The sequence below is a fragment of the Povalibacter sp. genome, from assembly GCF_036735925.1.
In the GTDB taxonomy this organism is placed as follows: domain Bacteria; phylum Pseudomonadota; class Gammaproteobacteria; order Steroidobacterales; family Steroidobacteraceae; genus Steroidobacter.
Map to the genome: position 1 here is coordinate 25532 of NZ_DAINNK010000007.1, position 22880 is coordinate 48411.

The 22880-nt window shown below is 64.9% G+C and carries 14 protein-coding genes; 2 read left to right on the plus strand and 12 right to left on the minus strand.

The window, feature by feature from the left end; all coding sequences use genetic code 11:
* Positions 1 to 28: 28 nt before the first annotated feature.
* From V7D81_RS03970 to waaA, 12 genes are all read right to left on the minus strand, one after another.
* Positions 29 to 1060, minus strand: coding sequence for an asparaginase (locus V7D81_RS03970; RefSeq protein WP_324314652.1), 1032 nt, complete (start codon positions 1058 to 1060; stop codon positions 29 to 31).
* A 73-nt stretch (positions 1061 to 1133) separates the two neighbouring features.
* The gene (locus tag V7D81_RS03975; protein WP_324314653.1) at positions 1134 to 3107 is read right to left on the minus strand and encodes an amidase; all 1974 of its coding nucleotides are present in this window, start codon (positions 3105 to 3107) and stop codon (positions 1134 to 1136) included.
* A gap of 9 nt (positions 3108 to 3116) precedes the next feature.
* Positions 3117 to 4652 carry an amidase gene (locus V7D81_RS03980; RefSeq protein ID WP_324314654.1) on the minus strand — a complete coding sequence of 512 codons (1536 nt, stop codon included), beginning with the start codon at positions 4650 to 4652 and terminating at the stop codon, positions 3117 to 3119.
* 24 nt (positions 4653 to 4676) lie between these two features.
* Complete coding sequence (locus V7D81_RS03985; protein WP_324314655.1) at positions 4677 to 6407, minus strand: hypothetical protein; 1731 nt, start codon at positions 6405 to 6407, stop codon at positions 4677 to 4679.
* A gap of 3 nt (positions 6408 to 6410) precedes the next feature.
* Complete coding sequence (locus tag V7D81_RS03990) at positions 6411 to 8039, minus strand: amidase family protein (RefSeq protein WP_324314656.1); 1629 nt, start codon at positions 8037 to 8039, stop codon at positions 6411 to 6413.
* A gap of 29 nt (positions 8040 to 8068) precedes the next feature.
* The gene (locus V7D81_RS03995) at positions 8069 to 9706 is read right to left on the minus strand and encodes an amidase family protein (protein ID WP_324314657.1); all 1638 of its coding nucleotides are present in this window, start codon (positions 9704 to 9706) and stop codon (positions 8069 to 8071) included.
* Positions 9707 to 9732: 26 nt separating this feature from the next.
* Positions 9733 to 11382: an amidase family protein gene (locus tag V7D81_RS04000; protein WP_324314658.1), complete on the minus strand. Its 1650-nt coding sequence runs from the start codon at positions 11380 to 11382 to the stop codon at positions 9733 to 9735.
* Between the two features lie 66 nt (positions 11383 to 11448).
* Positions 11449 to 14364 carry a TonB-dependent receptor gene (locus tag V7D81_RS04005; protein WP_324314659.1) on the minus strand — a complete coding sequence of 972 codons (2916 nt, stop codon included), beginning with the start codon at positions 14362 to 14364 and terminating at the stop codon, positions 11449 to 11451.
* A gap of 94 nt (positions 14365 to 14458) precedes the next feature.
* A complete protein-coding gene (locus tag V7D81_RS04010) occupies positions 14459 to 17431 on the minus strand; it encodes a TonB-dependent siderophore receptor (RefSeq protein ID WP_324314660.1) in 2973 nt (990 codons plus the stop codon).
* Positions 17432 to 17487: 56 nt separating this feature from the next.
* Complete coding sequence (locus V7D81_RS04015) at positions 17488 to 18501, minus strand: FecR family protein (RefSeq protein WP_324314661.1); 1014 nt, start codon at positions 18499 to 18501, stop codon at positions 17488 to 17490.
* A gap of 28 nt (positions 18502 to 18529) precedes the next feature.
* Complete coding sequence (locus V7D81_RS04020; RefSeq protein WP_324314662.1) at positions 18530 to 19090, minus strand: RNA polymerase sigma factor; 561 nt, start codon at positions 19088 to 19090, stop codon at positions 18530 to 18532.
* A gap of 406 nt (positions 19091 to 19496) precedes the next feature.
* A complete protein-coding gene (waaA, locus tag V7D81_RS04025; protein WP_324314664.1) occupies positions 19497 to 20843 on the minus strand; it encodes a lipid IV(A) 3-deoxy-D-manno-octulosonic acid transferase in 1347 nt (448 codons plus the stop codon).
* Between the two features lie 64 nt (positions 20844 to 20907).
* Between waaA and V7D81_RS04030 the strand changes: the two genes are divergently transcribed.
* Entirely contained in the window at positions 20908 to 21894 is a 987-nt protein-coding gene (locus V7D81_RS04030) for an LpxL/LpxP family acyltransferase (RefSeq protein WP_324314665.1), read from the plus strand.
* Positions 21894 to 22799 (plus strand): LpxL/LpxP family Kdo(2)-lipid IV(A) lauroyl/palmitoleoyl acyltransferase, encoded by a 906-nt coding sequence (gene lpxL, locus V7D81_RS04035; RefSeq protein ID WP_324314667.1) that lies wholly within the window; start codon positions 21894 to 21896, stop codon positions 22797 to 22799. Before V7D81_RS04030 ends, lpxL begins: the two co-directional genes overlap by 1 nt.
* The last annotated feature ends 81 nt before the right edge of the window (positions 22800 to 22880 follow it).

The following is a 22880-nucleotide window of genomic DNA, read 5'->3' on the forward strand; positions in this document are numbered from 1 at the left end:
TCGCCGCTCATTACTCACCGCCCTCCGCTCAATACTCATTGAACATCCTCTGAATCTCTTTCAGGTCCGTGGTCCTGGTAAGCGCCAGACGCAGCAGCACGCGCGCCTTCTGCGGCGGCAGGTTGTCGGACGTGACGATGCCGCGCTCCATCTGTCGGGCGCTCTCGACCACGCGTCCGGCGCCCTTGCGATCGCTCTGCACGAACACCACCCCTTTCGTCTGCCCTTTCTTGACGGCGTCGGCATTGCTGCCGGTCAGCACCACACCTCTGGCGCCCGCGGCGACGAAGGCATCGATCGCCACGCCATCGGATTCCTGATAGGCATAGGTGACATCGACCCGCGGCAGGTCATCGAGCGCGCCGACATCGAATTCCGACTTCGTCGTGTGGCGATACAGCGGGCGGCGGTAGAAGACGATGCGATCGGAATCGGCATAGCCGAGCGGTCCGAGATCGCGCGCCACGAACGTCTCCATGCGATAGGTGTTGCTCTTGGTCGTGTCGCGCGCGGCGTTGATCTCGTCGTTGAGCATGTTGAGCACGCCCATGCCCTTCGCCTGCGGCGAGGTGGCGACGCGCACGGCGTTGTACAGATTGAAGGGCCCGTCGCGGCTGACGGCAGTGAACGGCCGCATGGCACCGACCAGCACCACGGGCTTGTCCGACTTCACGACGAGGTTCAGGAAGTACGCGGTCTCTTCGAGCGTCGCCGTACCGTGCGTCACGACCGCGCCGGTCACGCCAGGCTTCGCCAGCGCGGCGTTGATCGCCTTCGCCAGCTTGAGCTGGAGCGCCGTATTCATGCCGCCGCTGCCGATGTTGCTGATCTCGGTGACGTCGATCTTCGCGATGCCCTGCAGCTCGGGCAGATCGTCCAGCAGCTCCTGCGGCGTGACGCGACCGTCGCTGTACTCCATCAACTTCTGGCGGTGCGCTCCCTTGCTCTGGATGGTGCCGCCCGTGGTGAACAATGCGACGCCGGGAAGATCGACATCCGCGCGCGCCTGATACGCAACGAACAACGACGACAGCGCGAGCGCGACGAACAGCTTGCTCATGAATGCAGTCCCGGCCGGCACTGGCGGCCTCACTGCATTTCAGACGACGCTCGTACCGATCACCCCACCACTGTCACTGATGTTCGTCCGCTGAGCTCAACGGGCCGAATGCTGCAGGCTGTCGACGATGACGCGTCGCAGTTTCGTACGCGGAAGCGATGGCAAGCAGGGTCGGCTCATCGAAAGGCTTGCCGAGGAAATCGATGCCGACGGGCAACACCGCAGAAATCGGCCCCACAAGGCGCGTCCCTCCCGGTGCCGTCGCATCGACGACGCGGTCGTAGACCTCGGTGGTGAATCCCGCCGGCACGGTGATCGCCGGGAAGCCATTCGCTCCCAGCAGTGTCCATGCATTCGACGATCGTTCGTTGACCGTCGGCTCCGTCGGCGCGCCGAGCTTCGAGGGAGGAATGTTGCTGGTGGGATAGATGACGGCATCGAGCTTCAGCATGGCCATGCATTGCAGCCCGACCTGCTGCAGCGCGAAGCGGGTCTGCAGGCGCGCGGCAATGTCGAGCGTCATGTCCGCGCTGCGCTCGATCAGCCCCTGCCGCTTGTCGGAGAAGCCGGAACCCGCGCGCGTGTCACGAAAGAAGCTGCTGTGTTCGGCCAGGTCCGCCATCGTGTGGATGCGGCTGTCGCCACGCTCGCGCAGGTAGCGGTTCATAGCGTACTTGCGTTCGCCCGTCGTCGGCGCCGGACCGAGACCGCGGATGCTCGGTCCATCGGGAAACTTCCCGGGTTCGAAGAACAGGTCGACGAGCGTCGCCACATGATCGGCCGCCGGCTTGCCGTTGCGATCGACCGGGAACAGCTCGGGGAACTGTTTGATGAAAAGCGAGTTGTGGGCCGACGGATCGTACTTGCGCACGCAGTCCTGGAAGAGCGCGCCCTCCGGACCGGGATCGACTACTTCGGCGCCGAGCTTGCGGATGTCGTCGAGGGCCTGCGCCACGATGTCGATGCTCTGCGCATCGGCCGCGGTGAACAGCCGCTTGTCCATGTACTCGCGCATCACGCCGATGCGCATGCCCGCGAGCGAACGCTCCTGTGCGTAGCTGTGATAGGAACGCAGCGGCGCGCGGCCGACACTGAAGGCGGTCAGTTCATCCTTCGGATCGTAGCCTGCGATCACATCGAGGACGCGCGCCACATCCTCGACCGTGCGACAGATCGGACCCACCCGGTCGTTCATGAACGAGGCTGGAATCATGCCGTCGCGACTCACCAGTTCCTGGGTGGGCGCCAGCGCGACGGTGCTGTTGTTCTTGCCGGGATTACGTGCGGACGGCCCGGACTCCTCGGCAATCGCGCACATCGCGAGATTGGCGGCGACCGCCGAACCCGAACCGCCGCTGGAGCGGCCCGGCGTGCGTTCGGTGTCGTAGGGATTGCACAGCGTGCCGCCGAACGAACTGCGATCGCCGCTGGCGTATTCGCCCATGTTGGCCTTGGCGATGATGATCGCGCCGGCCTCGCGCAGGCGCTGCACGAACGTCGCGTCGTCGGGCGGACGATCGTTGGCATAGGCCGCGTCCGCGCCCGAGGTCGTGCGCATGTCGAAGGTATCGAACTGATCCTTGATCGCGATGGGAATGCCGTGCAGCGGACCGACCAGCCTGCCGGTCTGCGCGAACTTGCGGTCCAGCTCCACTGCCACTTCAAGCGCGTCCGGCATCATCGGATCGTCGTCGGCAGCATCCGTCATGCTGCGTGCCTTGCGCTCGTCGAAGCCGAGCCGCTGGCGCGCGGCCGGGCGCAGATTCAATGTCGACAGTGCATTGATCTGGCCGGCGTCGGGAATAGTAGTGATCGGACCGAGGATGCCTTCGGGTTCATTGACGCAGGTGCCGTTGTACGCCTTGATGCGCGCGAAGTACTGGCGCACGAACTGCTCAGAGGTGAGCTGCCCGGCGATGATCGCTGCGTGCACATCGCCGATGCGCGCCTCCAGTATCTCGAACTTTCCTGGCGGCGCCTCGGGCGCACGCCCGCAACCGACGAACAGCAGCACGATGGCGGATGCCGCCGCAATGCGATGATTCATCGACGCACCTCAGAGCGGCGGCCGCTGCCATCCGCCTGTCTGCTTCTCGACGTACGCCATCGCCGCGAGCACGACGTCATCGCGCCACGGCTGTCCCACGATCTGGATGCCGAGCGGCAGACCTGTCTCTTCGGTCGACGTGCCGGCGCGCACGACTCCGGCAGGCCAGCCGGTGGTGTTGTACTGGCTGGTGTAGCTGGGATTCGAACCTGGCGCGCGCGTGAATTCCGCCGGCACCTTCTGCGGCGGCTTGGCATTCGCGGGACAGAGAATGAGATCGTATTTCTCGAACCACGCGAGCTGTTCGCTCTTGATGCTGTCCATCACTTCGCACCAGCCCGTGAACTCGGCGCTGGGTTGCAGTTCGCCGGATATCCGCAGGCCGGGCGAGGCCTGCGTCGTGCCGTACTTCTTCAACATGCGGCGCATGTGATCGGCATCGTTGGCGCCGCTGAACTTCTGTCGCGCTTCGGCAAGTTCCTTCATCTTCGGCGGGCGGTCGTCCGTCACCTTGCAGCCGAGATCCCGGAAATAGCCGGCGCACTGCTTCACGAGCTGTTGAATCTCCGGCGTCGGATCAGCCTCGCCGTTGGTGGTGTAGTACGCCACACGCAGCTTTTTCAGTTCGACGGTACGCGGATCGCCGAGCGGCACCGGCGCCATCGTTGCATCCCAGTTGTCGGGGCCGGCCATGATCGGCAGCAGCAGCGCGAGATCCTCGACGCGACGCGCCATCGGTCCCGTTTCCTGGAAGGAATCGAAGGGTCCGCCGTAACCGACGATGTGACCGGTGCGCGGCACACGTCCGAGCGTCGGCTTGATGCCCGCGATGCCATTGTTGTACGCCGGACTGCGGATCGAACCGCCGTAGTCGGAGCCGATGTCGAAGAACGCGCCGCCTGCGGCCACGATCGCACCGGCGCCGCCGGACGAACCTGCAGGCGAGTACGCGGTGTTGTAGGGGTTGTAGGTCTGCCCATACACCAGGTTGTAGGTGCCGCGCGCGCCGCCGCCGAGCGTGAACTCCGGTGTGTTGGTCTTGCCGAGCAGGATGGCGCCCGCGGCGCGCGCACGTGCAACGACGGTCGCATCCTTGCCTGGCACGAAGTCCTTGCGCCCGAGGGTTCCGCCCGTAGTGACGACACCCGCCGTATCGAAGGAATCCTTGACCGTGAAGGGCACGCCGTGCAGCGGACCGCGCGTCTTGCCGGCCGCGAGTAATGCGTCGGCTTCGCGGGCCTCGGCCAATGCCCGCTCACGGCAGGTGGCGACGACGGCATTGAGCTTCGGGTTGACCTCGTCGATGCGCGCGTAGCACGCAGTCACGGCGTCGACCGCGGAAATCTGTCTCTCGCGAATCAGCTTCGCCACATCGACTACCGACAGACCGATGAACTCGTCGCGCGGCACCGTGGCGAACGCATGACGTGCATAGGGCGCGAGCGCCACGGCGACACCGGCGGCAGCAGTGGTACGAAGAAAACGTCGCCGCGAGCGGTCGATCGCCGCCGATGCAGCCTGGGAATCGAACACCGATGCGCTCATGACGGACTCCGTTGCGAAGAGAATTCAGGAAATCGGGGCGGCGGTGCGCTGCCATGCCGCCAGGGTGCGTTCTGCGTCTGGCCGGTCGAAGTGCAGGCGGCCGGGATGCGCGAGCGATGTGTGCTGTGCGAGCGCGTGCTCGAGCAAGGCGGCGGCGACGCCGGCGTCGCGGCGATGAGCCTCACGATCGGCGGACGTGATCCCGCGACCGGACGCCGCCGGCAGCACGACATGGCCGTAGAACGATCGGTTGTAGATCAGGAAGGCAAGCTCCGCCTGGCGCGCGGCGCTCGGATCGAGCTGCGCGAGCTTGTGTGCGATGACCGCTTCGTCATTCATCGACGTCAGCGCGAGCCTCGCTTCGCGCAGCGCCTCATCGAGGCGGCCGGCGTCGCTCAGCGCCTGGGCCTGATACATGCGGTCGACGGAGCGGACCGTCGGAGATTCGAGGATCGAGAAAGCACCGACGCTGAGAATCAGCATCGGCACGCCGAAGTACGCCGTCTGTCGCAGCAGCATCGATCGTGCGCTCGCTTCCGGCCGTGTCGTGGGCGCTTCAGTCATCCTCGGCGACTCGTCCAGCGACAGGTGCTCGCGATTGCGTTGCTGGCGCAGTTTCCAGATGAAGCCGTCGAAGTAGTAGTGCAGCAGCGTCGAGGTGAAACCGATCGCCAGCAGTACGGACATGATCCAGCGGCCGGCGCGTTCGGTGGTTACCAGTTCGCCGTAAGCGAGACAGACGATCACGTAGCCCGCACCGATCAGCCAGCCGCCGCGCCGATGCAGATGCTGGAACCATCCCGCGCGGGCCGCTCCCGGACGTGTCGCGAGATTGCGGTTGTAGCGCCAGACGATCGCCAGGTACTGCGTCATGTGCACCAGGCCGACGATGGCGAAGCCGACCTTGAAGCTCCAGCCGGGCACCGTCGCCTGCATCCAGGCGTTCGGCACATAGGCCAGGTACATCACGCCGAAGGTCGTGGCCAGGAGGGCGAGCTTGGCGACGCTGATGTAGTAGCCGTTGATACGACACCACAACAGATAAGCCGCGTAAGCGAACGTCGTGAGCACGGCCGCGACACCTGCCACCTGGATGACGGTCGCTACAGCGTCGACCGGCAGGTAGCGCACGAATGGCAGGCCGACGTTGTATTCGAAGTCCGACAACAGGTCCGCCAGCCACGCGCTGCTCGCCAGCATGATGTAGCCGAACCAGATCGCGCACAGCCATAGATCCATGCGCGCTGCTAGCGCCCGCGGCGCGACATTGTGGCGATCGTAGATGCGCACGAAACCATAATGCTGGCGCATGAAATGCCATGGATCCCACAGCGCCAGCATGATGTAGAGATAAAGGAAGTTCTCGACTGCGTAGTCGCGATGATTGAGATAGCCCAGCACGAGCGCAGAGAACGTCAGCGGTATCACCGGCGCCATCAGAAAATGCCAGCGATAGCGCTGGAACAGTTCCGTGTCGCCATAGATGCGAATGAACGTCGGCAGGTGATGCGCCACCGTGAAAATGATGTGCGCCACGATGATCAGCGAGGTCGCCGCCGCGGCGCCGAGGCTGCGAAACAGGACCAGCGCGGCCGTCAGCACCAGCAGCGGCGTGCCGATGACGAACAGCGAATCCTGCAGCGGATTCAGGATCCAGTTCTGCGCCGGGCGTTGCCGTGTCGTCCGCGTCCCGAGCGTGAGCGATGGCAGGGCCGCACTGCCATCCGCTGCCGGCGATTGCATGGGCGTCGGCATCGTCTATTCGTGTCCGCCTGTCGCTGCGAGCGGATAGTCGAAGCGCTCACCCGCCAGCGGCGGCGTCAGCGCGGGCGCCTTGCGATGATGAGTCGCCGCTTCGTAGCCGCTCGCGACCTTGATCAGCAGCGGCTCCGCGAACGGCTTGCCGAGGAACTGCACGCCGAAGGGCATGCCGTCGGAGGCGAAGAAGCCGCCCGGCACGATGATGGTGGGCAGTCCGGTGTAGGACGCGAGCGGATTCGCCGCCTCGCCGCTCGAACCGCCGCCGCCCGCGGGATTCGGCGCGGTGGGACGATCGTCGGTGAGCACCGTGCGATACGGCAGGATCACCGCATCGAGCTGGTACTTGTCCATCACTTCGATCATCGCGGCGCGCAGCATGTCCTGCTGCCTGTAGGCCGCGACCAGTTGCGGATGATGATCGAGCGAACCGATCTGCGCGGCAGTGACGATGGCCGGTTTCACCAGCGCGCCGCCCTTGGCGATCATCTCCTCGACGGTGCGGATCGGCGCGGTCGGCGGCAGGTCCGCCAGATACTTGTTGATCGCATCGGCGCGTTCGTAGGTCGCGGCGCCTGCATCGCTCAGCGCGGCGGGCAGATTGATGCCGGTGAGCACCGGATCGACGATGAGTGCGCCGGCGGCCTTGAAGTCGGCGATCGCCTTCTCGAACAGCGCCACGCCTTCGGTGTGTTTCGGACCTGCGCGCACCATCTCGCGCAGCACGCCGATGCGTGCACCCTTGAGTCCAGTGGGCGCGACGAAGCTGGTGTAGGACTGGCTCGGGATCTTGCCCAGGCCGGCCTCGGTCGCAAGGTCCGCGGGGTCGTAGCCGGCAATGACATCCAGCACCGCTGCACAGTCATAGACGCTGCGACACATGGGGCCGCCGCTTTCCTGGCGCGGTGAGCTCCACATCATGCCGGTGCGGCTGACGAGTCCGTGCGTGGTGGAGAAACCCACCAGATTGTTGAGCGTCGTCGGGATGACGATGGAGCCGCTGGTATCGCTGCCGAGGCCGACAGTGCCGAGCCATGCCGCCATCGATACGCCGGTGCCCGAACTCGAACCGCCGGTCATCTTCTTCGGGTTGTAGGGACTCGTCGGCTGGCCGCCGAGCGTGCTGCCGCCGCTCGGTGCCACGCCGTACCAGTCCGATTGATTCAGCTTGCCGAGAATGATCGCGCCCGACTTGCGCAGCCGATCGATGACGAAGGCATCGCGCGAGGGCTGCGATGTCGCCATGGGTTTGAAGCCGCCGGTGGTCGGCATGTCGTAGGTGTCGAAGACATCCTTGGCCAGGACGACGATGCCGTGCAGCGACGAACGCGGGCCTTTTTCCTTGCGCTCCAGATCGAGTACGCGCGCCTCGGCCAGCGCATTCCTGTTGAGCGTGAGAATCGAATTGAGCTTCGGCCCCTTCTGGTCATAGGCCTCGATGCGCGCCAGGTACATCTGCACCAGTCGCTCCGAGGTCAGAGAGCCTTCTTCCATCGCCGCCTGGATGTCGGCGATGGTCGCCGTGGACAGATCGAAGGAGGCAGCCTGCGCCCATGCAGGCGCGAGCACCGACAACGCCATGCCCAGGGCACAGGCTGCCAAACCGGAAGCGGATCGTCGCAGGTTCATGGCCGGGTCCTTTGTTGTCCGATGAGCGATCAGGGAGCCGCGGCGGCGAAGGACTGACCGGTGGTGATGCGGTCCTGCGCCAGTGCCGGTGTGTATTTCGGCAGCACGCGGGCGTGCGTCGCCTGTTCGAAGTCGTAGCCGTACGCCAGCAGCTTCGGCTCGCTGAAGGCGGGACCGAAGAAGGAGATCGTCACGGGCAGGCCATCCTTGGTCATGCCCGCGGGCACGATCAGATCCGGAAAGCCCGTGCGATTGGCGATGTTGGTCGCCGAGCCCGCGCCGCCTGCCGCCGCGCCCGGTGCTGCCGGTTCGATCGGCTGCGCGGGTTTCGGCGACGTCGGATAGATCAGCGCATCGAGCTGATGCTTCTCGAACGTGGCCGTCACCGCTGCGCGCAGCAGCGCGAGGCCTTCATTTCTGGCGACGAGGTATTCCGGTTCGTCGAGGCCGCCGACGGACGCCTGCGCCTCCTTCATGGCATTCAGACGCCACGGATTCGTGTAGCCGGAACCCGGCGCTTCAGCGCGCGTGATCAGTTCGGCCAGCGAGTGCGGATACTGCGGACCGAGCGTCGCGAGGTACTGGCTCACCTGCACCTTGAACTCGCGGCCGCTGATGGCCTGCGTGATCGCATTGCGGCCGTTGAGCAGGTAGTCGGGATAGTTGACCGGATCGACGACAGTGGCGCCGAGCGATTTCAATGTCGCGATGGCGGACTCCATGACGTAGTCCGTCTCGACGCTCTGCTTGAAGAAGTCGCGGGCGACGCCGATGCGCGCGCCCTTCAGCGAGCCGCGTTTCAGGTACTTGGTGTAGTCGGTGTCGAACTTGCCTACGCTCGCCTGCGTCGCCGGGTCGGCGGGATCGACGCCCGTCATGACGCCCAGCGCCACGGCCACGTCATAGACGCTGCGCGCCATCGGCCCGCCGGTGTCGTAGCTCAATGCCAGCGGCACGATGCCGTCGCGGCTCATCAATCCGTAGGTCGGCTTGAGGCCGGCAATGCCATTGGCCGAAGACGGGCCGCGCACCGAACCGCCGGTGTCCGTGCCGAGACCGAACTGCGCGAAGTTGGCGGCGATGGCCGCGCCCGTGCCGCCGCTGGAACCCGACGGTCCCTTGGTCAGATCGTGCGGATTCAGCGTCTGACCGCCCATCGAACTGAAGCCGTTCGGGCCGCCCGAACCGGAAGCGAACTCGCTGAGATTCACCTTGGCGAGAATGATCGCGCCGGCATCGCGCAGCTTCTTCACCACGAAGGCATCGTCCGGCGGAATCGAGCCTTTCAGCAGCAACGAACCGGCGGTGGTCGGCATGTCGTAGGTGTCGAAATTGTCCTTGAGCACGATCGGGATGCCGTGGATCGGCGAGCGCGGCCCCTTCGTGCGCCGCTCCTTGTCGAGCGCGCGCGCCTGCTCGATGGCATGCGTGTTGAGCGTGATGACCGTGTTGATCGCCGGACCTTTCTGGTCGTAGGTTTCGATGCGTTTCAGGTACAGCTTGACCAGCTTCTCCGAGGTCAGCGTGCCGTCGGCGAACGCGCCATTGATGTCGGCGATGGTGGCGTCGTCGAGATCCAGCGTCGCCGCCTGCGCGGCAACGTGGCCCACGGCCAGCGCCACGGCCAGCATGACCGCGCGCAGACCGCCGAGTTTTTTGTAGTGCATGTCCTGTTCCCCATTCGAGAGTCGCGTCAGTAAGTGAATTTGTCGCCGGCGAGCGGCGGCGTGGTCTTCGGCAGCACGCGCGCGTGCGTCGCCTGCTCGAAGTCATAGCCGTAGCCGAGCAGCTTGCCTTCGCTGAAGGCGGGGCCGAAGAAGGAGATCGTCACCGGCAGACCCTCGACGGTCATGCCGGCGGGCACGATCAGATCGGGGTAACCGGTTTGATTGGCAATATTGGTGGCCGATCCGGTCGGCGCGCGCGGTGCGCCATCCGGCGGCGAGATCAGCGCGGCCGGTTGCGGCGAAGTCGGATAGACGATGGCGTCGAGCTTGTACTTGGCGAACAGCGCATCGATCGTGGACGTCGTCAGGGCCAGGCCCTGATCCCGCGCCGCGAGATACACCGGATCGGTCAGATCGAGTGCGATCGATGCCGTGTACTTGAGTCCATAGGCTTTGCCGGCGCTGCGATAACCCGTCTTCGGATCGTTGGCGCGGGCGATCAGATCATCGAGCGTCTTCGGATATTCGGGCGCCGTGGTCTTGAGGTAGTCGGCGATCTGCGCCTTGAACTCCGAGGCCATGATCAGCGTCGACAGTCCCTGCTTTCCCTGCAGCAAGTAGTCGGGATAGGCAACCGGATCGACGATGACCGCACCCTGCTGCTTCAGCGTCGCGATGGCGCTTTCGATGATGCGGTCCGTTTCCGGATTCCTGCCCATGAAGTCGCGCGCCACGCCGATGCGTGCGCCTTCGAGGGCGTCGTCTTTCAGGTAGCGGGTGTAGTCGGTATCGAACTTGCCGGCGCTCTTCTTCGTCGCCGGATCGGCCGGATCGACACCGGTCATGACGCCGAGCGCGACCGCGACGTCGTAGACGCTGCGCGCCATCGGTCCACCGGTGTCGAAGGTCAGCGCCAGCGGCACGATGCCGTCGCGACTCATCAGACCATGCGTCGGCTTGAGCCCCACGATGCCATTGGCCGCGGACGGCCCGCGCACCGAACCGCCCGTGTCGGTGCCGAGACCAAGCTGCGCGAAATCGGCGGCGATCGCCGCGCCGGTGCCGCCGCTCGATCCCGCGGGACCGCGCGTGAGATCGTGCGGATTGCGGGTCTGAAGGCCCATGGAGCTGAAGCCGTTGGGAATCGCGCCGGCCTTGAGCACTTCCGGATCGGTGGCGCCGCTGACGCTGCCGCCGCCGCCCGCGAACTCGCTCAGGTTCACCTTGGCGAGAATCACGGCGCCGGCAGCGCGCAGCTTCTTCACGACGAAGGCATCGTCCGGCGGAATCGAACCTGCCAGCAACTGCGAGCCGGCCGTGGTGGGCAGATCGAACGTATCGAAGTTGTCCTTGAGCACGATCGGCACGCCGTGCAGTGGCGAGCGCGGGCCTTTCGTCTTGCGTTCGGCATCGAGCGCCTTCGCGGTCGCGAGCGCCTTGGGGTTCAGCGCGATCACCGAATTGATGGCCGGACCTTTCTTGTCGTACGCGGCGATGCGTTCCAGGTAGAGACGCGTGAGCTTTTCCGAAGTGAGTGCGCCCTTGTCCATCGCCGCCTGGACATCGGCGACCGTCGCCTTCGAAAGATCGAACAGCACGGCATCGGCATGAGCCTGCAGGGCAGCGCCGGTGAGAACGGCGCATACACAGGCAAGAAGGCGGCGACTCGCGCGCATGGTTGGCTTCCTCGAGATGTTGCAGATGGCTGTCGGTCGTTGCGGGCCGTAGGAGATCCGCATCGATCAGAAATCCACTTTCAGCGATGCCTCCCAGCGTCGACCGGGCATGACGGAAACCAGCTGGCCGTTGGTATCGCCCGAAGCCGGACGGAAGTAGCGCTCGTCGGTGAAGTTGTAGCCGTTGAGCTTGACGTGCACCTTGCCCTTGTCCCACGTCACGCCGGCGTTGTAGACCAGCGCCTCCGGCAGCAGGATCGTCTTCTGCCGGTTCGCATACACCTCGGAGAAATAGTTGCTCGAGAGCAGGAAGCCGAAGCCATTGCGCAACCGGTACGTCGCCTGGATCGACGCCTGCGTTTCCGGATTGCCGACCCGTTCCTGATAGCCGGTCGAACCCGCGGGCAGCGCCGTCGTCGAGCGACCGCCGTAGAGGAATGCCTCGGCGGGATACAGCAGTTCGCCGGTGACGGGATCGTAGATGTCCTGGAATCCGACCTGTCTGCCGTCGACCTCGAACGTGGCCGAACTGGCCGGCGCCGTCACGTATTCCTGGGTCTGACGCGACCAGTAGCCGGAGAGGAACAGATCCTTGATCGGCATCCACTTCATTTCGAGTTCGATGCCCTCGGCCTCGGTAGCGCTGACGTCGGCGCCGGCGGTGGGATCGTCGGGCTGCGTCACGTCATTGCGCGATTGCCGGTAACCCGCGATGCCGCCCTGCAACTTGCCGCCGAACCAGCTGCCCTTGATGCCGACCTCGCGCAGGAACGCTTCGCCGATGAAGCCGTTGTAGACGCCCGTCGTCGCGTTCTGGATCGTCGACGCCGTGATGATGTTGTTGGAACCGTCGAGCGTCAGGCTCGAGTTGGCCGCGGTGAAGTACGGTCGCAGGCCCCAGGGCAGCTGCTGCGACAGACTGATGCTCCACGACTTGCCGGAATCGGTGTCCTCGGCCACCTGGAACGGCGCCGTGTACAGGAAGCCGATGCATCCTGCTGCGCGCGCTGCAGCCTGACCCTCGGCATTCGCGGCAGCCTCGACCGGCGTCTGACAGGCGGTGCCGTACTGGGACTCGGGACGCAGCAGTCCGGTTGCAGGATCGATCAGGTTGCCGACCGTCTGGTTGCTGGTACGCATGTCGCGCGCTTCCGCGTGCGATTTGTCGTAGCGCATGCCCATCACCAGGTTCGTGTTGCGCCACATGTCGATGTCCAGCATCAATGCCACGCCCTTCTCGTCGAATACCGAATCGTTGTAGCGCTCGGCGGGCGAACCGGTCGCATAGCCGCTATTGCTGAACTGCGTCCAGAACATGGTGTTCGGATAGTGCCCGCCGGTGCCGGTGCCGCCGTCGAACAGCACGTCCTGGCGATAGTCGTAGTCGTTGCCGGACACACCGCCGGAAAGGATCCAGCCGCTGGTGCGGCGATAGTTCACCGAACCCAGGGTATTGACGTCGAGCCACTGCGGCAGCCATTCGGCCGGAACCTTCTTCGTGACCGTGAGCTTGTTCTCGATCGTCTTGATGTACTGGTTCTCGCCGTATGGCAGCCACGAATCCTTGAACGAATCGATGTTGTCGTAGAAGAACTGGTTCTTGACCGTGAAGTCCGGATTGATGTCGTAGATGAGATCGATGTAGCCGAGCTTCTGGTCGCCGTTCTGTTCGCGTTCGTACGCGCCGTTGCCGCGCCAGTCGACGGGCGCGACGCTCACGGTGCAGGGGTTGAGCACGAAGCCGATCGGCAATGCGCCGCTCTGCGGCGTGGGGCCACCGGCCGGCATGGCGCGCATCACGTCCGCGGCACGACAGTTGGCGGCCTGCATGCCTTCGGGAGAATTCAGGTACGCCAGCATGGCGGCGGGAATACCGGGCACCGTCGCGGCACCCGTGGCGCCGTTGGCGAACGGGAAAGCCCAGCTCTGACGCAGCGGCAGATTCGTCGACGAGAAATTGCCGCGCACCGGCGAGGCAAACGCGTGCTCCAGCAGTCCGATGCGACCATCGGCATCGAGATCGAGATTCTTCAGCGGATTGCCGCGGATGTACTCGCCGTTGTCGATCAGCTTCTGGGTGACGCGGTTCATGTAGGCACCGGACGTCACCGAGTTTTGCAACTGGCCGCCGAATTCCAGACGGAACGGCCCGACCATGTTGTCGATGCTCGTCGTCATCTGGATGAACTTCTGCTTTGCCTCGACGTGCTTCACGTACGTGTCCGAATCCTCGACCAGGCCGAACACGTAAAGGCCGCCCGGCCGGTCTTCGCCGAGCGCAAACGGAAAACCGGTACCGATCTGCACTTCGCTCTTGTCGTACGAACCGGTGGTCGCCTGGAAGGAGCCGGACGGTTGCATCAGATATTTACCGGTGCGCGCACGGCTCGACTTCGGATCGAGGTTCGCATAACCGCCGATGCGGCCCATGCCGAACAGCGGCGACGGCGGCCCCTTGACGATCTCGATGTTGTCCATCGCGGACAGCACCGTGCGCACGTGACCCTGCATCTGCAGGCGCTTCATGCCGCGGTAGTACATGTCCGCCGAGACGCCGCGCACGTTGACGCCGCCCTGCAAGCCATAACGCGTCGTGGTGTAGGTGCCGGGCACGACGCGCGTGAGATCTTCGACCGTGGAGATGCCGAACAGACGGATCTGTTCTTCGCTGACGAACGACACCGAACGCGGCGTTTCCAGCAACGGCTTGGTGAAGCCGAACGACGAGGCGGAAGGCTCGTTGCCGAACGCCCGCATCGGATCTTCCGTCACCGAGATGTCGCTGAGTGCAGTGACGTCGTCGCCCAGTGCCTCTGCTTCCTTCCCGGTGATGGGCTCGCCTTCGGCGACTTTCTCCGCTGCTTCTTCCGCGGATTGCTGCGCGTGCAGAGTCGCAGGCAACGTCGCTGCGACGGCGCCCCACAGCACGGCGGAAACGGCGTGCGCCAGAAAAGTGGAACGCCGACGAACTGATGTCTGCATGTGAACTCCCCATCTTGTCTCTGCCAGCAGGCAGTGCCTGCAGAAACAGACGAGGAGAGGTTTTGTCACCCTACCCGCACGAACGAGGCGTTCCCTAGAACTCCGCCTTCGCCGTGAACTGCCAGCGACGACCGGGCAGCGCCTGTGCGAGCGGATTGCCGAGCGTTTCGCCGGTGCGTGCGCGGAAGTAGCGTTCGTCGAACAGATTGCTGATGTCGAGCTTGAACAACCAGCGACCGGTACCGAGAAAGACGCCGGCATTCGCGACGAAGGTTTCCGGAAGGCGCACGGTGCAGAGCCGGCCCGTGCAGGTATCGGAGAAATAGTTGCCGCTCAGCGAAGCGCCCAGTCCGTTCGACCAGACATAGCTGGTGCTGAATCCGAACTGGTCTTCCGGATTGCCTTCCTTGCGTGCGTATTGCGCCATGTTCGCCGGCAATACGATGCGGCTGCGACCGCCGTAGAGAAACGCTTCCGCCGGATAGATGACATTGCCTTCGGCATCGACGATGTCCTGAAAGCCCAGGGTGCGGGCATCCACCAGTTGGGTGCTGCTCGCGTTCGGGTCGTAGCGCGTGACCTGATGCATCGCGAACAGCGACAGGAAAAGGTGGGGCGAAGGCACCCACTTGACCTCAGTGGTCCATCCGCGCGCACGCGTTGCCGTCGGATAGGCGTAGAGCAGCGCCGCGGGATCGCTTTGATCCACATCCACGCGCGCCTGCTCGTATGCGGCGGCAGTGACAAAGAATCTTTCGTCGAACAGGCTGGCCTTGATGCCGACTTCGTCGAGTCGCGAGGTGCCGATGTGCCCGGCATCGATGACGGCCTTGGTCAGCGCGTTGTTGTTGCCGTCCAGCACGATGCTCGATTGCGCCGACGTCACGTACGTGCGGACATTGGGCGTGGGCGCGTAGGAAAGACTCGCATTCCATGACGTGCCGTCGTCCCACGCGCAGGCACGCACGTCGCTGCCGAAATATGCGCCCGGATTCGCCGCCGTGCCGACGGCCGGATTGAAACTTTCGGCATAGTCGATGTTCTGCGCGCGCGACACATCGACACGACCGCCGACGAGCAGGTTCCATCGCGTCCACAGATCGATGTCGAACAGCAGGCCGAGTCCGAATTCGGAGAATTCGGTGCGATAGATCGTGCCCCAGGGATAGCCGTCGTTCTGCAAATGCGGGTTGTCGAGCGGACTTTCGAACGTCGTGTTCGGCGTCATGCCACCGGCAGCTGCGCTCCAGGTGTCGGCCATTACATCGGAACGATGCGAACCGAAATCCATGCCGGCGCTCGCGCCCTCGGCAACGGTATTGCGTGCGTTCAGCGAAGCGAGTGCATTGATCCGCACCCAGGAAGGCAGGCTGCCGAGACGGCGCGTGACGGTGAACTTGTCTTCGATCACGTAGACGTCCTGCTCCTGCACGAACGGCTGGTGGGAGTTCTTCCATTGATCCATGCGATCGAAGAACAGCTGGTTCTTCATCGTGAAGTCCGGATCGGCATCGAACACCAGATCGAAGAACAGCGTCGCGAAACGCGCCTCGAGTTCCTTTTCGAAGGCGCCGGCGCGCCGCAGGTCGAGCGTGTCGTAACCCACCGTGCGCGGGTCGAGCACCATGCCGATCGGCACCGCGCCGGATTGCGGCACGGGACCACCGACACCCTGTGCGCGCAGCAGGCCCGTCGGGTCCGCTTCCGGATGCGCGACGAGATAGTCGTACATTGCCTGCGGAATGCCGCTGACGACGGGAAACTGATCGAGCGGCAGCGGCCGGCCGTTCGCATCGAGCGGCCACTTCCATGTCTGCAGCAGCGGCTGATTGTCGGTGCTGAGATTGCCCTTGACGGGCGATCCCTGCTGCATCTCCAGGTAGCCGATGCGACCGCCGCCGTTCGCGTCGAGATCGATCAGCGGCGTGCCGCGGATATAGCGGCCCGTGTCGACCAGCGCCTGCGTGAAGCGCCCGGTCAGCGCACCCGCCGTGCGCGAGATCTGGTAGTTCACGCCTGCTTCGAGACGAAACGGTCCGGCGAAATCATCGATGCTCACTGCGGCCTGCAGCACCGTCTGCCTGATGGGCACACCCTCGGCATAGGAATCGGAATCTTCACCGAGGCCGTAAACGTAGTAACCGCCGCGTTTGTCGTACCGCTCCAGCGCACGCAGCGGCCCGCCCGCGCCGAACGACAGTTCGCGTCGCTGATACTGTCCGCCGATGGCCTGCACGAAGCCTTCGATTTCTTCGAGATAGCCGCCCGTCTTGGCGCGTCCGGACTTCGGCACCATGTTGGTGTAACCGCCGATCTTGCCCATGCCGTAGATGGGCGAGGCCGGGCCGCCGACGATCTCGATGGTGTCCATCGCCGCGAGCACGCTGCGGCCGTTGCCCTGCAGGCTCAGGCGACGCATGCCGCGAAAGAAAGTATCGGCGGGCACCGCCCTGACATCGACCGCGCCCTGGATGCCGAAGCGCGTCGTGGTGAAAACGCCGGGCACCATCCGCACCAGATCTTCGACGGCCGACAGTCCGAACAGGTCGATCGCTTCCTCGCTGATGAAGGAAACCGAGCGCGGCGTTTCGAGCAGCGGCTTGGCGAAGCCGAAGGCCGATTCGCTGGCGGCGTTCGGCAGGATGCGCCGCGGATCGGTATTGACCTCGATGATGCTGAGCCGGGTCACCGCAGCATTGGCAGAACGCGGCGCCTGCGAATCCGCAACGGCGGACGCATTGCGCGGACTGTCGTGCGCCGCTCCGTTCCTGCGCACGACGACGGTGCGGTCGTTGAGGTACTGCCATTGCAGATCGGAAGCCGACAGCAATCGTCGCAGCACCTGGTCCGCCGGCATTTCTCCCTGCACTGCCGGCGTGCGCAGGCATTCGAGGGCCGCCTGGTCGTAGATGATCTGCAGTCCGCTCTGTTCGCTGAAACGATCGAGCGCGTCGGCCAGGCACTGCGCGTGGATATTGAACCTGACCGGTGAATTGCCTGCGCCTGCCGAACCCGCGCAGATCAGCAGCAGCACCGTGGCGAGGAATCCACAACATTGGAAGCGCATGGTTGCTTGGTGCGGCGTAACTCATGGCGTCCTGCGATCGAAGAGTCGCCGGCAGGTCAATCTCTGTAGCGTCGGAAAACGATGATCTCGGAGCCGCCATCGACGATGCGCAGCGGCAGCACCGCGGCGAACGCCTCGACGACGACCTGGCTGTCGCCGGCGATGAAGTTGCCGGCCACCGGCAGATCTGCCAGCGACGGATCGCCGAGCCGCACTTTGCGGATGGCGTAGCGATTCACTTCATCCAGCGCTTCGCGCAGCGGCGTGCCGCGGAACGCATGGCGACCGTGGGTCCAGCTCGTGATGAGCTGCGTATCGACGAACTGGCGCGAACGCGCGGCGGATGCAGCATCGAGGGTCAACTGCTCGCCCGGCACCAGGCGTTCCTGCCACGAGGCGGCGCCGGCTTCGCTGCGCTCGCGATCGATCGACACGGAGCCCTCGGCGAGCGTGACGACGACGCGGCCGGCGTCGCGCTGCACCTGGAATTTCGTTCCCAGCGCGGTGGTGCGCGCGCCGGAGGCGGTGACCGAGAAAGGCCGGTTCGAGTCGTGGGCCACATCGAACAGCGCGCGGCCCGACAGCAGCTCGATGCGCCGGGAATCGCGACTCATGCGCACCTCGATGCGGGTGCCGACGTCCAGCTCGACCTGCGAGCCGTCATCGAGCGTCACGCTGCGTCGCTGAAGTTCCCCGGCCGCATAGGCGACGGGGTCCGCTGCCGGCGAATGCAGCAGCGGATGCGCGATCCAGGCGATCGTCGCCACAGCGACGCTCGCCGCCAGACTGGCGGCCACCTTCCATTGACGGGAGCGAGCCCCCGGAACCGGCGTCGGATATGCCGCAAAGGCCTCGTCCGCCAGCGCACGCAGCTTCTGGTTCAGACGTTCGTCCGCCGCCATGCGCGCGATGCCGGCAGTCACCTGCTGCGCCAGCGAGTACGCATCGCGGTGCCCGGCGTCCTCGGCCAGCCACCGGTCGACTTCATCCTGTTGTGATGGCGTGCAGTCGTCAGCCTGCAGCCGCGCATATCTGCGCGCCGCCTCTTGCAAGGTGCGTTCGTTGTTCATTGACTCCATGCGGCCAAGACGGATGTGCTCAGCCTCCCCCTACCTTCTTCATGCAGATTGCCAGTGCATGACTGATGTGTTTCTCGACCATCTTCACCGAGATGCCGCAGTGAGCGGCGATCTGCGGATACGTCATCTCGTGGACGCGGCTCAGCAGGAACACATGCCGGCACTTCGGCGGCAGGTGCTCGATGGCGTCGTACAGCCGGTCGAGATCCTGTTCCGCAGCGATCTCGCGCTCGACCGCGGGCTGGCCGCTGGCCAGTTCGAGCCCGTCGATGGGCGTCTGATCGGAGACGCGGCGCGCCTGCTCTGCCCTACCCAGATCGTTGGCCACGTTGATGGCGATGCGGAACAGCATCGACGAGGGCGACTGGATTTCCCGCGAACCCTCGTACTGCATCATGCGGATATAGGCCTCCTGCGCCACGTCCGCGGCGTCTTCCTTCACGCGCAGCCGTTGCCGCAGGAAGCGGATCAAGGAATCGTGGTAGCGACGGATGGTTTCGTGAACCGACAGTGCCTCGCACACCGGTTCGACACGGAACGGAACATCGCTCGCCAGCACGTTGTCGGACGTGACGCTCATCAGCAGCACTCTTTATCCATCCCCGCGTCTGTATAAGCACGTTGCGTGCCAGAGACTGGCGTGGTCTGTCTGCAACGCGTCTGCCCCGCGCGTGGCATCGAGTGGTTCTGTATACGACGCAGATCCGACAAATGACCCTAAGGTCGGATAGATGCTGCGATTTTGTTACTGCATGGCGACCGCGACGCATCGTTCGTCGCACGTCGAAGAGAAATGCGCGCGAGGTCGTTCGCGGAAGTGGACGCTCGTCTGCGTCATCGCGATGTGCGCTGGCGCAGTGCCTGGGAGTACGGGCGATCGTCAAGGAAGGTGCAATGCTTCTTCCTGTGGAGATGGATCTTCTGCGTTGCGCGCCTCTGGTCTGATCCCCTCCTCCGCGAAGCGGGGGAGGGTCAGGGTGGGGGCATCAATGCAAACTGCGCTGCCTGGTGTGAGACCCCCATCCTGTCCTTCCCCCGCTGCGCGGAGGAAGGGACGCTCGATTCGACCTCATCTCAATCATTTCGATCAGCGTCATCAGTCGTTCGAGCGCGCCGCGGTTGTTTTCGACGATCGAACGCGCCGCGCGGCCGATCTGTTCACGCCGCACCGGATCGCCCTGCAGTTCGCGCAGTGTCTGCGCCAGCGAAGCGGTCGAATCGACCTGCAGCGCCGCACCGCTGTCGAACAACAGCCGCGCGATGTCCGGCGCATTGAAATTGTGCGGGCCGGTCAGGATGGGCCGCGCGAGCGCCGCCGGTTCGAGAAGATTGTGCCCGCCGATCGGCACGAAGCTGCCGCCGACGAAGGCGACATCGGCAGCCGCGTACAACATCAGCAATTCGCCGAGCGTGTCCGCAAGCAGCACCTGAGTCTGCGGATTCGCCGGCTCGCCGCGCGATCGCACAGCGAAGGTGAGCTGCTCATCAGCCAGCCACTGGCGCACGCGTTCGAAACGATTCGGATGTCGCGGCACCAGGATGAGCAGTGCATCGGGCCGCGAGCGCAGCAGCTCCCGATGCGCATCGAGGACGATCTGCTCTTCTCCCTCGTGCGTGCTGCCCGCAACCCAGACGAAGCGTCCCGGAAACTGGGCTTCGCGCAACTGCGTGCCGCGCTGCTGCACTTCGGCGGGAATCTCGAGATCGAACTTGATATTGCCGGTGACGTGCGTCCGCTGCGGCGAAGCGCCGACTTCCAGAAATCGATCCGCATCGAGGCGGGTCTGCGCGGCGATGGTCAGATCCTGATTCAGGGCATCGCGAAACAGGCCGGCGATCCGGCGAAAGCGTCGCACCGATTTTTCAGACAGGCGGGCGCTCGCCAGCACGATGGGAATGCTGCGACGTCCCAGTTCGCGGTAGAGGTTGGGCCATACCTCCGTCTCCAGGATGACGGCGATCTGCGGCTGGATCCGGTCCAGGAATCGACGGACCGCGCCCGGCAGATCGTAGGGCAGATAGGCATGCCGCACCGTATCGCCGAACAGCGCCTTGACCCGCTGTGCGCCCGTGGGCGTGGCCGTCGTCACGACGAGCGGACGATCCGGATGGCGGCGCTGCAGTTCCCGGATCAATGCCGCGGCGGCCTGTACCTCGCCCACCGACACGGCATGCACCCACAGCGACGGCGCGGGCAGCGTCAACGACGTCCGGCCGAAGCGTTCGAGGCGGCGGTCGCGATACGCCGGATCGCGCATCCCGCGCCAGAGCAGGACCGCAAAGGCGATCGGCGCGGCGATGTATATAAGTAAGGTGTAGATCAGGCGCAGCATCCGGCCGGGAGGCTACAGGCTGTCGCGCCTGCGAATCCATACTACTATTCGCGGCCCCATGAGCATGCCCGACCAGAATACGGCCGCGACCCCGCCCGCAGCGCCGCGGACCGCGCGACCTGCGGTCCCGACCGACCCGGAACGCGTGCCGCTCTACCGGTTTCTCGGCCCGCGTTACTGGGGTGTCTGGTTCGGCATCGGCCTGGTACGCCTGGTCAACCTGCTGCCCCTGCCCGCACAGATGTGCATCGGCCGCGCCACCGGCCGGCTGGCGCGCCTGCTGGCACGACGCGACCGGCGCGTGGCCGCCATCAACATCGCACTGTGTCTGCCTGAACTCGATGCCCGTCAGCGACAGCAGTTGCTGCGCCGTCACTTCGAATCCCTCGGCTGCACGCTCTACGAAACCGGCCTGGTCTGGTGGGCGAGCGACGCGCGTCTCAGGCGGCTCATCCGCTTCGAGGGTACCGAACATCTGACGGCGGCGCTGGCGCAGGGTCGCGGCGCATTGATGCTGAGCGCGCACTTCACGACGCTCGAAATGGGCGCCCGCGGCCTGACGCTGCTGGGGCCGACGAGCATCATGTATCTGACGCCGGGCAATGCCCTGATCGCCGAACTGTCGCGACGCGGGCGACAGCGTCACACGGTGCAGGCGATTTCGTCCGACCAGATCCGCGATCTGCTGCAGAACCTGAAGAACAACCTGCCCGTCTGGTATGCGCCGGATCAGCGCTACACCGAAAAGAACAGCGAGCTGGTGCCGTTCTTCAATCAGCCCGCTGCATCCAACGTCGCCACCTCGCGCCTGGCGAAAATCTCGAAGGCGCCGGTGCTGCCGTATTTTCCGGCGCGTCGCGCCGACAATCGCGGCTACGCCATCCGCATCCATCCGCCGTTCGAGCGGTTTCCGTCGGACGATCCGGTCGCCGACACGCGCCGCTTTCACGAACTGATCGAGGCACACGTGCGCGAGTTTCCGGAACAGTACCTGTGGGCCTACAAGCGCTTCCGGCGCGAGGGCCACGATCCCTATCGGAGGGAAGCGTGATGCTTCACCCCCGCTACTGGCCCACCTGGATCGCGCTCGGCATTCTGCGGCTGTTCGAGCCGCTGCCTTATCCGCTGCTGCTGTGGCTGGGACGCCGGATCGGCGATCTGCTGGTGATCCTGCCGCTGTCGTTCGTGCGCATCGCGCGGCGCAATCTGGAGCTGTGTTTTCCGGAGAAATCCGCAGAGGAGCGCCAGCGGATCCTGCGCGAACATTTCCGCAGCGTCGGCATCGGCCTGTTCGAAACCGCGATCAGCTGGTGGAGCCCGGACAAGCGCATTCTCGAACTGACGCAGCTCGAAGGCGAAGACCATCTGCAGGCTGCGCTGGCCCGCGGCAAGGGCGCACTGCTGCTGAGCGCGCATTTCACGACGCTGGAGATCGGCGCCCGCGCACTCGCGGCACGCCTGCCCACGAACATCATGTATCGGCCGACCAGCAACCTGGTGCTGGAAACATTCCTGATGCGCAATCGCAGCCGGCGCGCCAAGCGCGCGATCAAGCGCGACGACATCCGTACCTTGATCTCCGCGCTCAAGGCCAACGAACCCGTGTGGTATGCGCCGGACCAGAGCTATCGCAAGAAGGGGGCGGAGATGGTGCCCTTCTTCGGCATTGCCGCGGCGACGAATACGGCGACATCGCGACTGGCGCGTATGACCGGCGCTGCCGTGCTGCCCTACTTCCCCGAGCGGCTGCCGGGCTCGCAGGGCTATCGCATGGTCATTCATCCGATGCTCGAAGACTTTCCCAGCGACAGCGCCGTGGCCGATGCGGAGCGTTTCAATCGCGCGATCGAAGCGCAGGTGCGGAAAGTGCCGGCGCAGTACCTGTGGATCCATCGCCGCTTCAAGGGGCTGACGGCGGACTATCCGGACTACTACCGCAGGCAACAGGCTCCGTAAGAAACGGAGACTTCCTTCTCTTCCTGTGGGGCCGGCTTCAGCCGGCCTCTTTTCGGAAGCCGGGCTGAAGCCGGGCTTTAG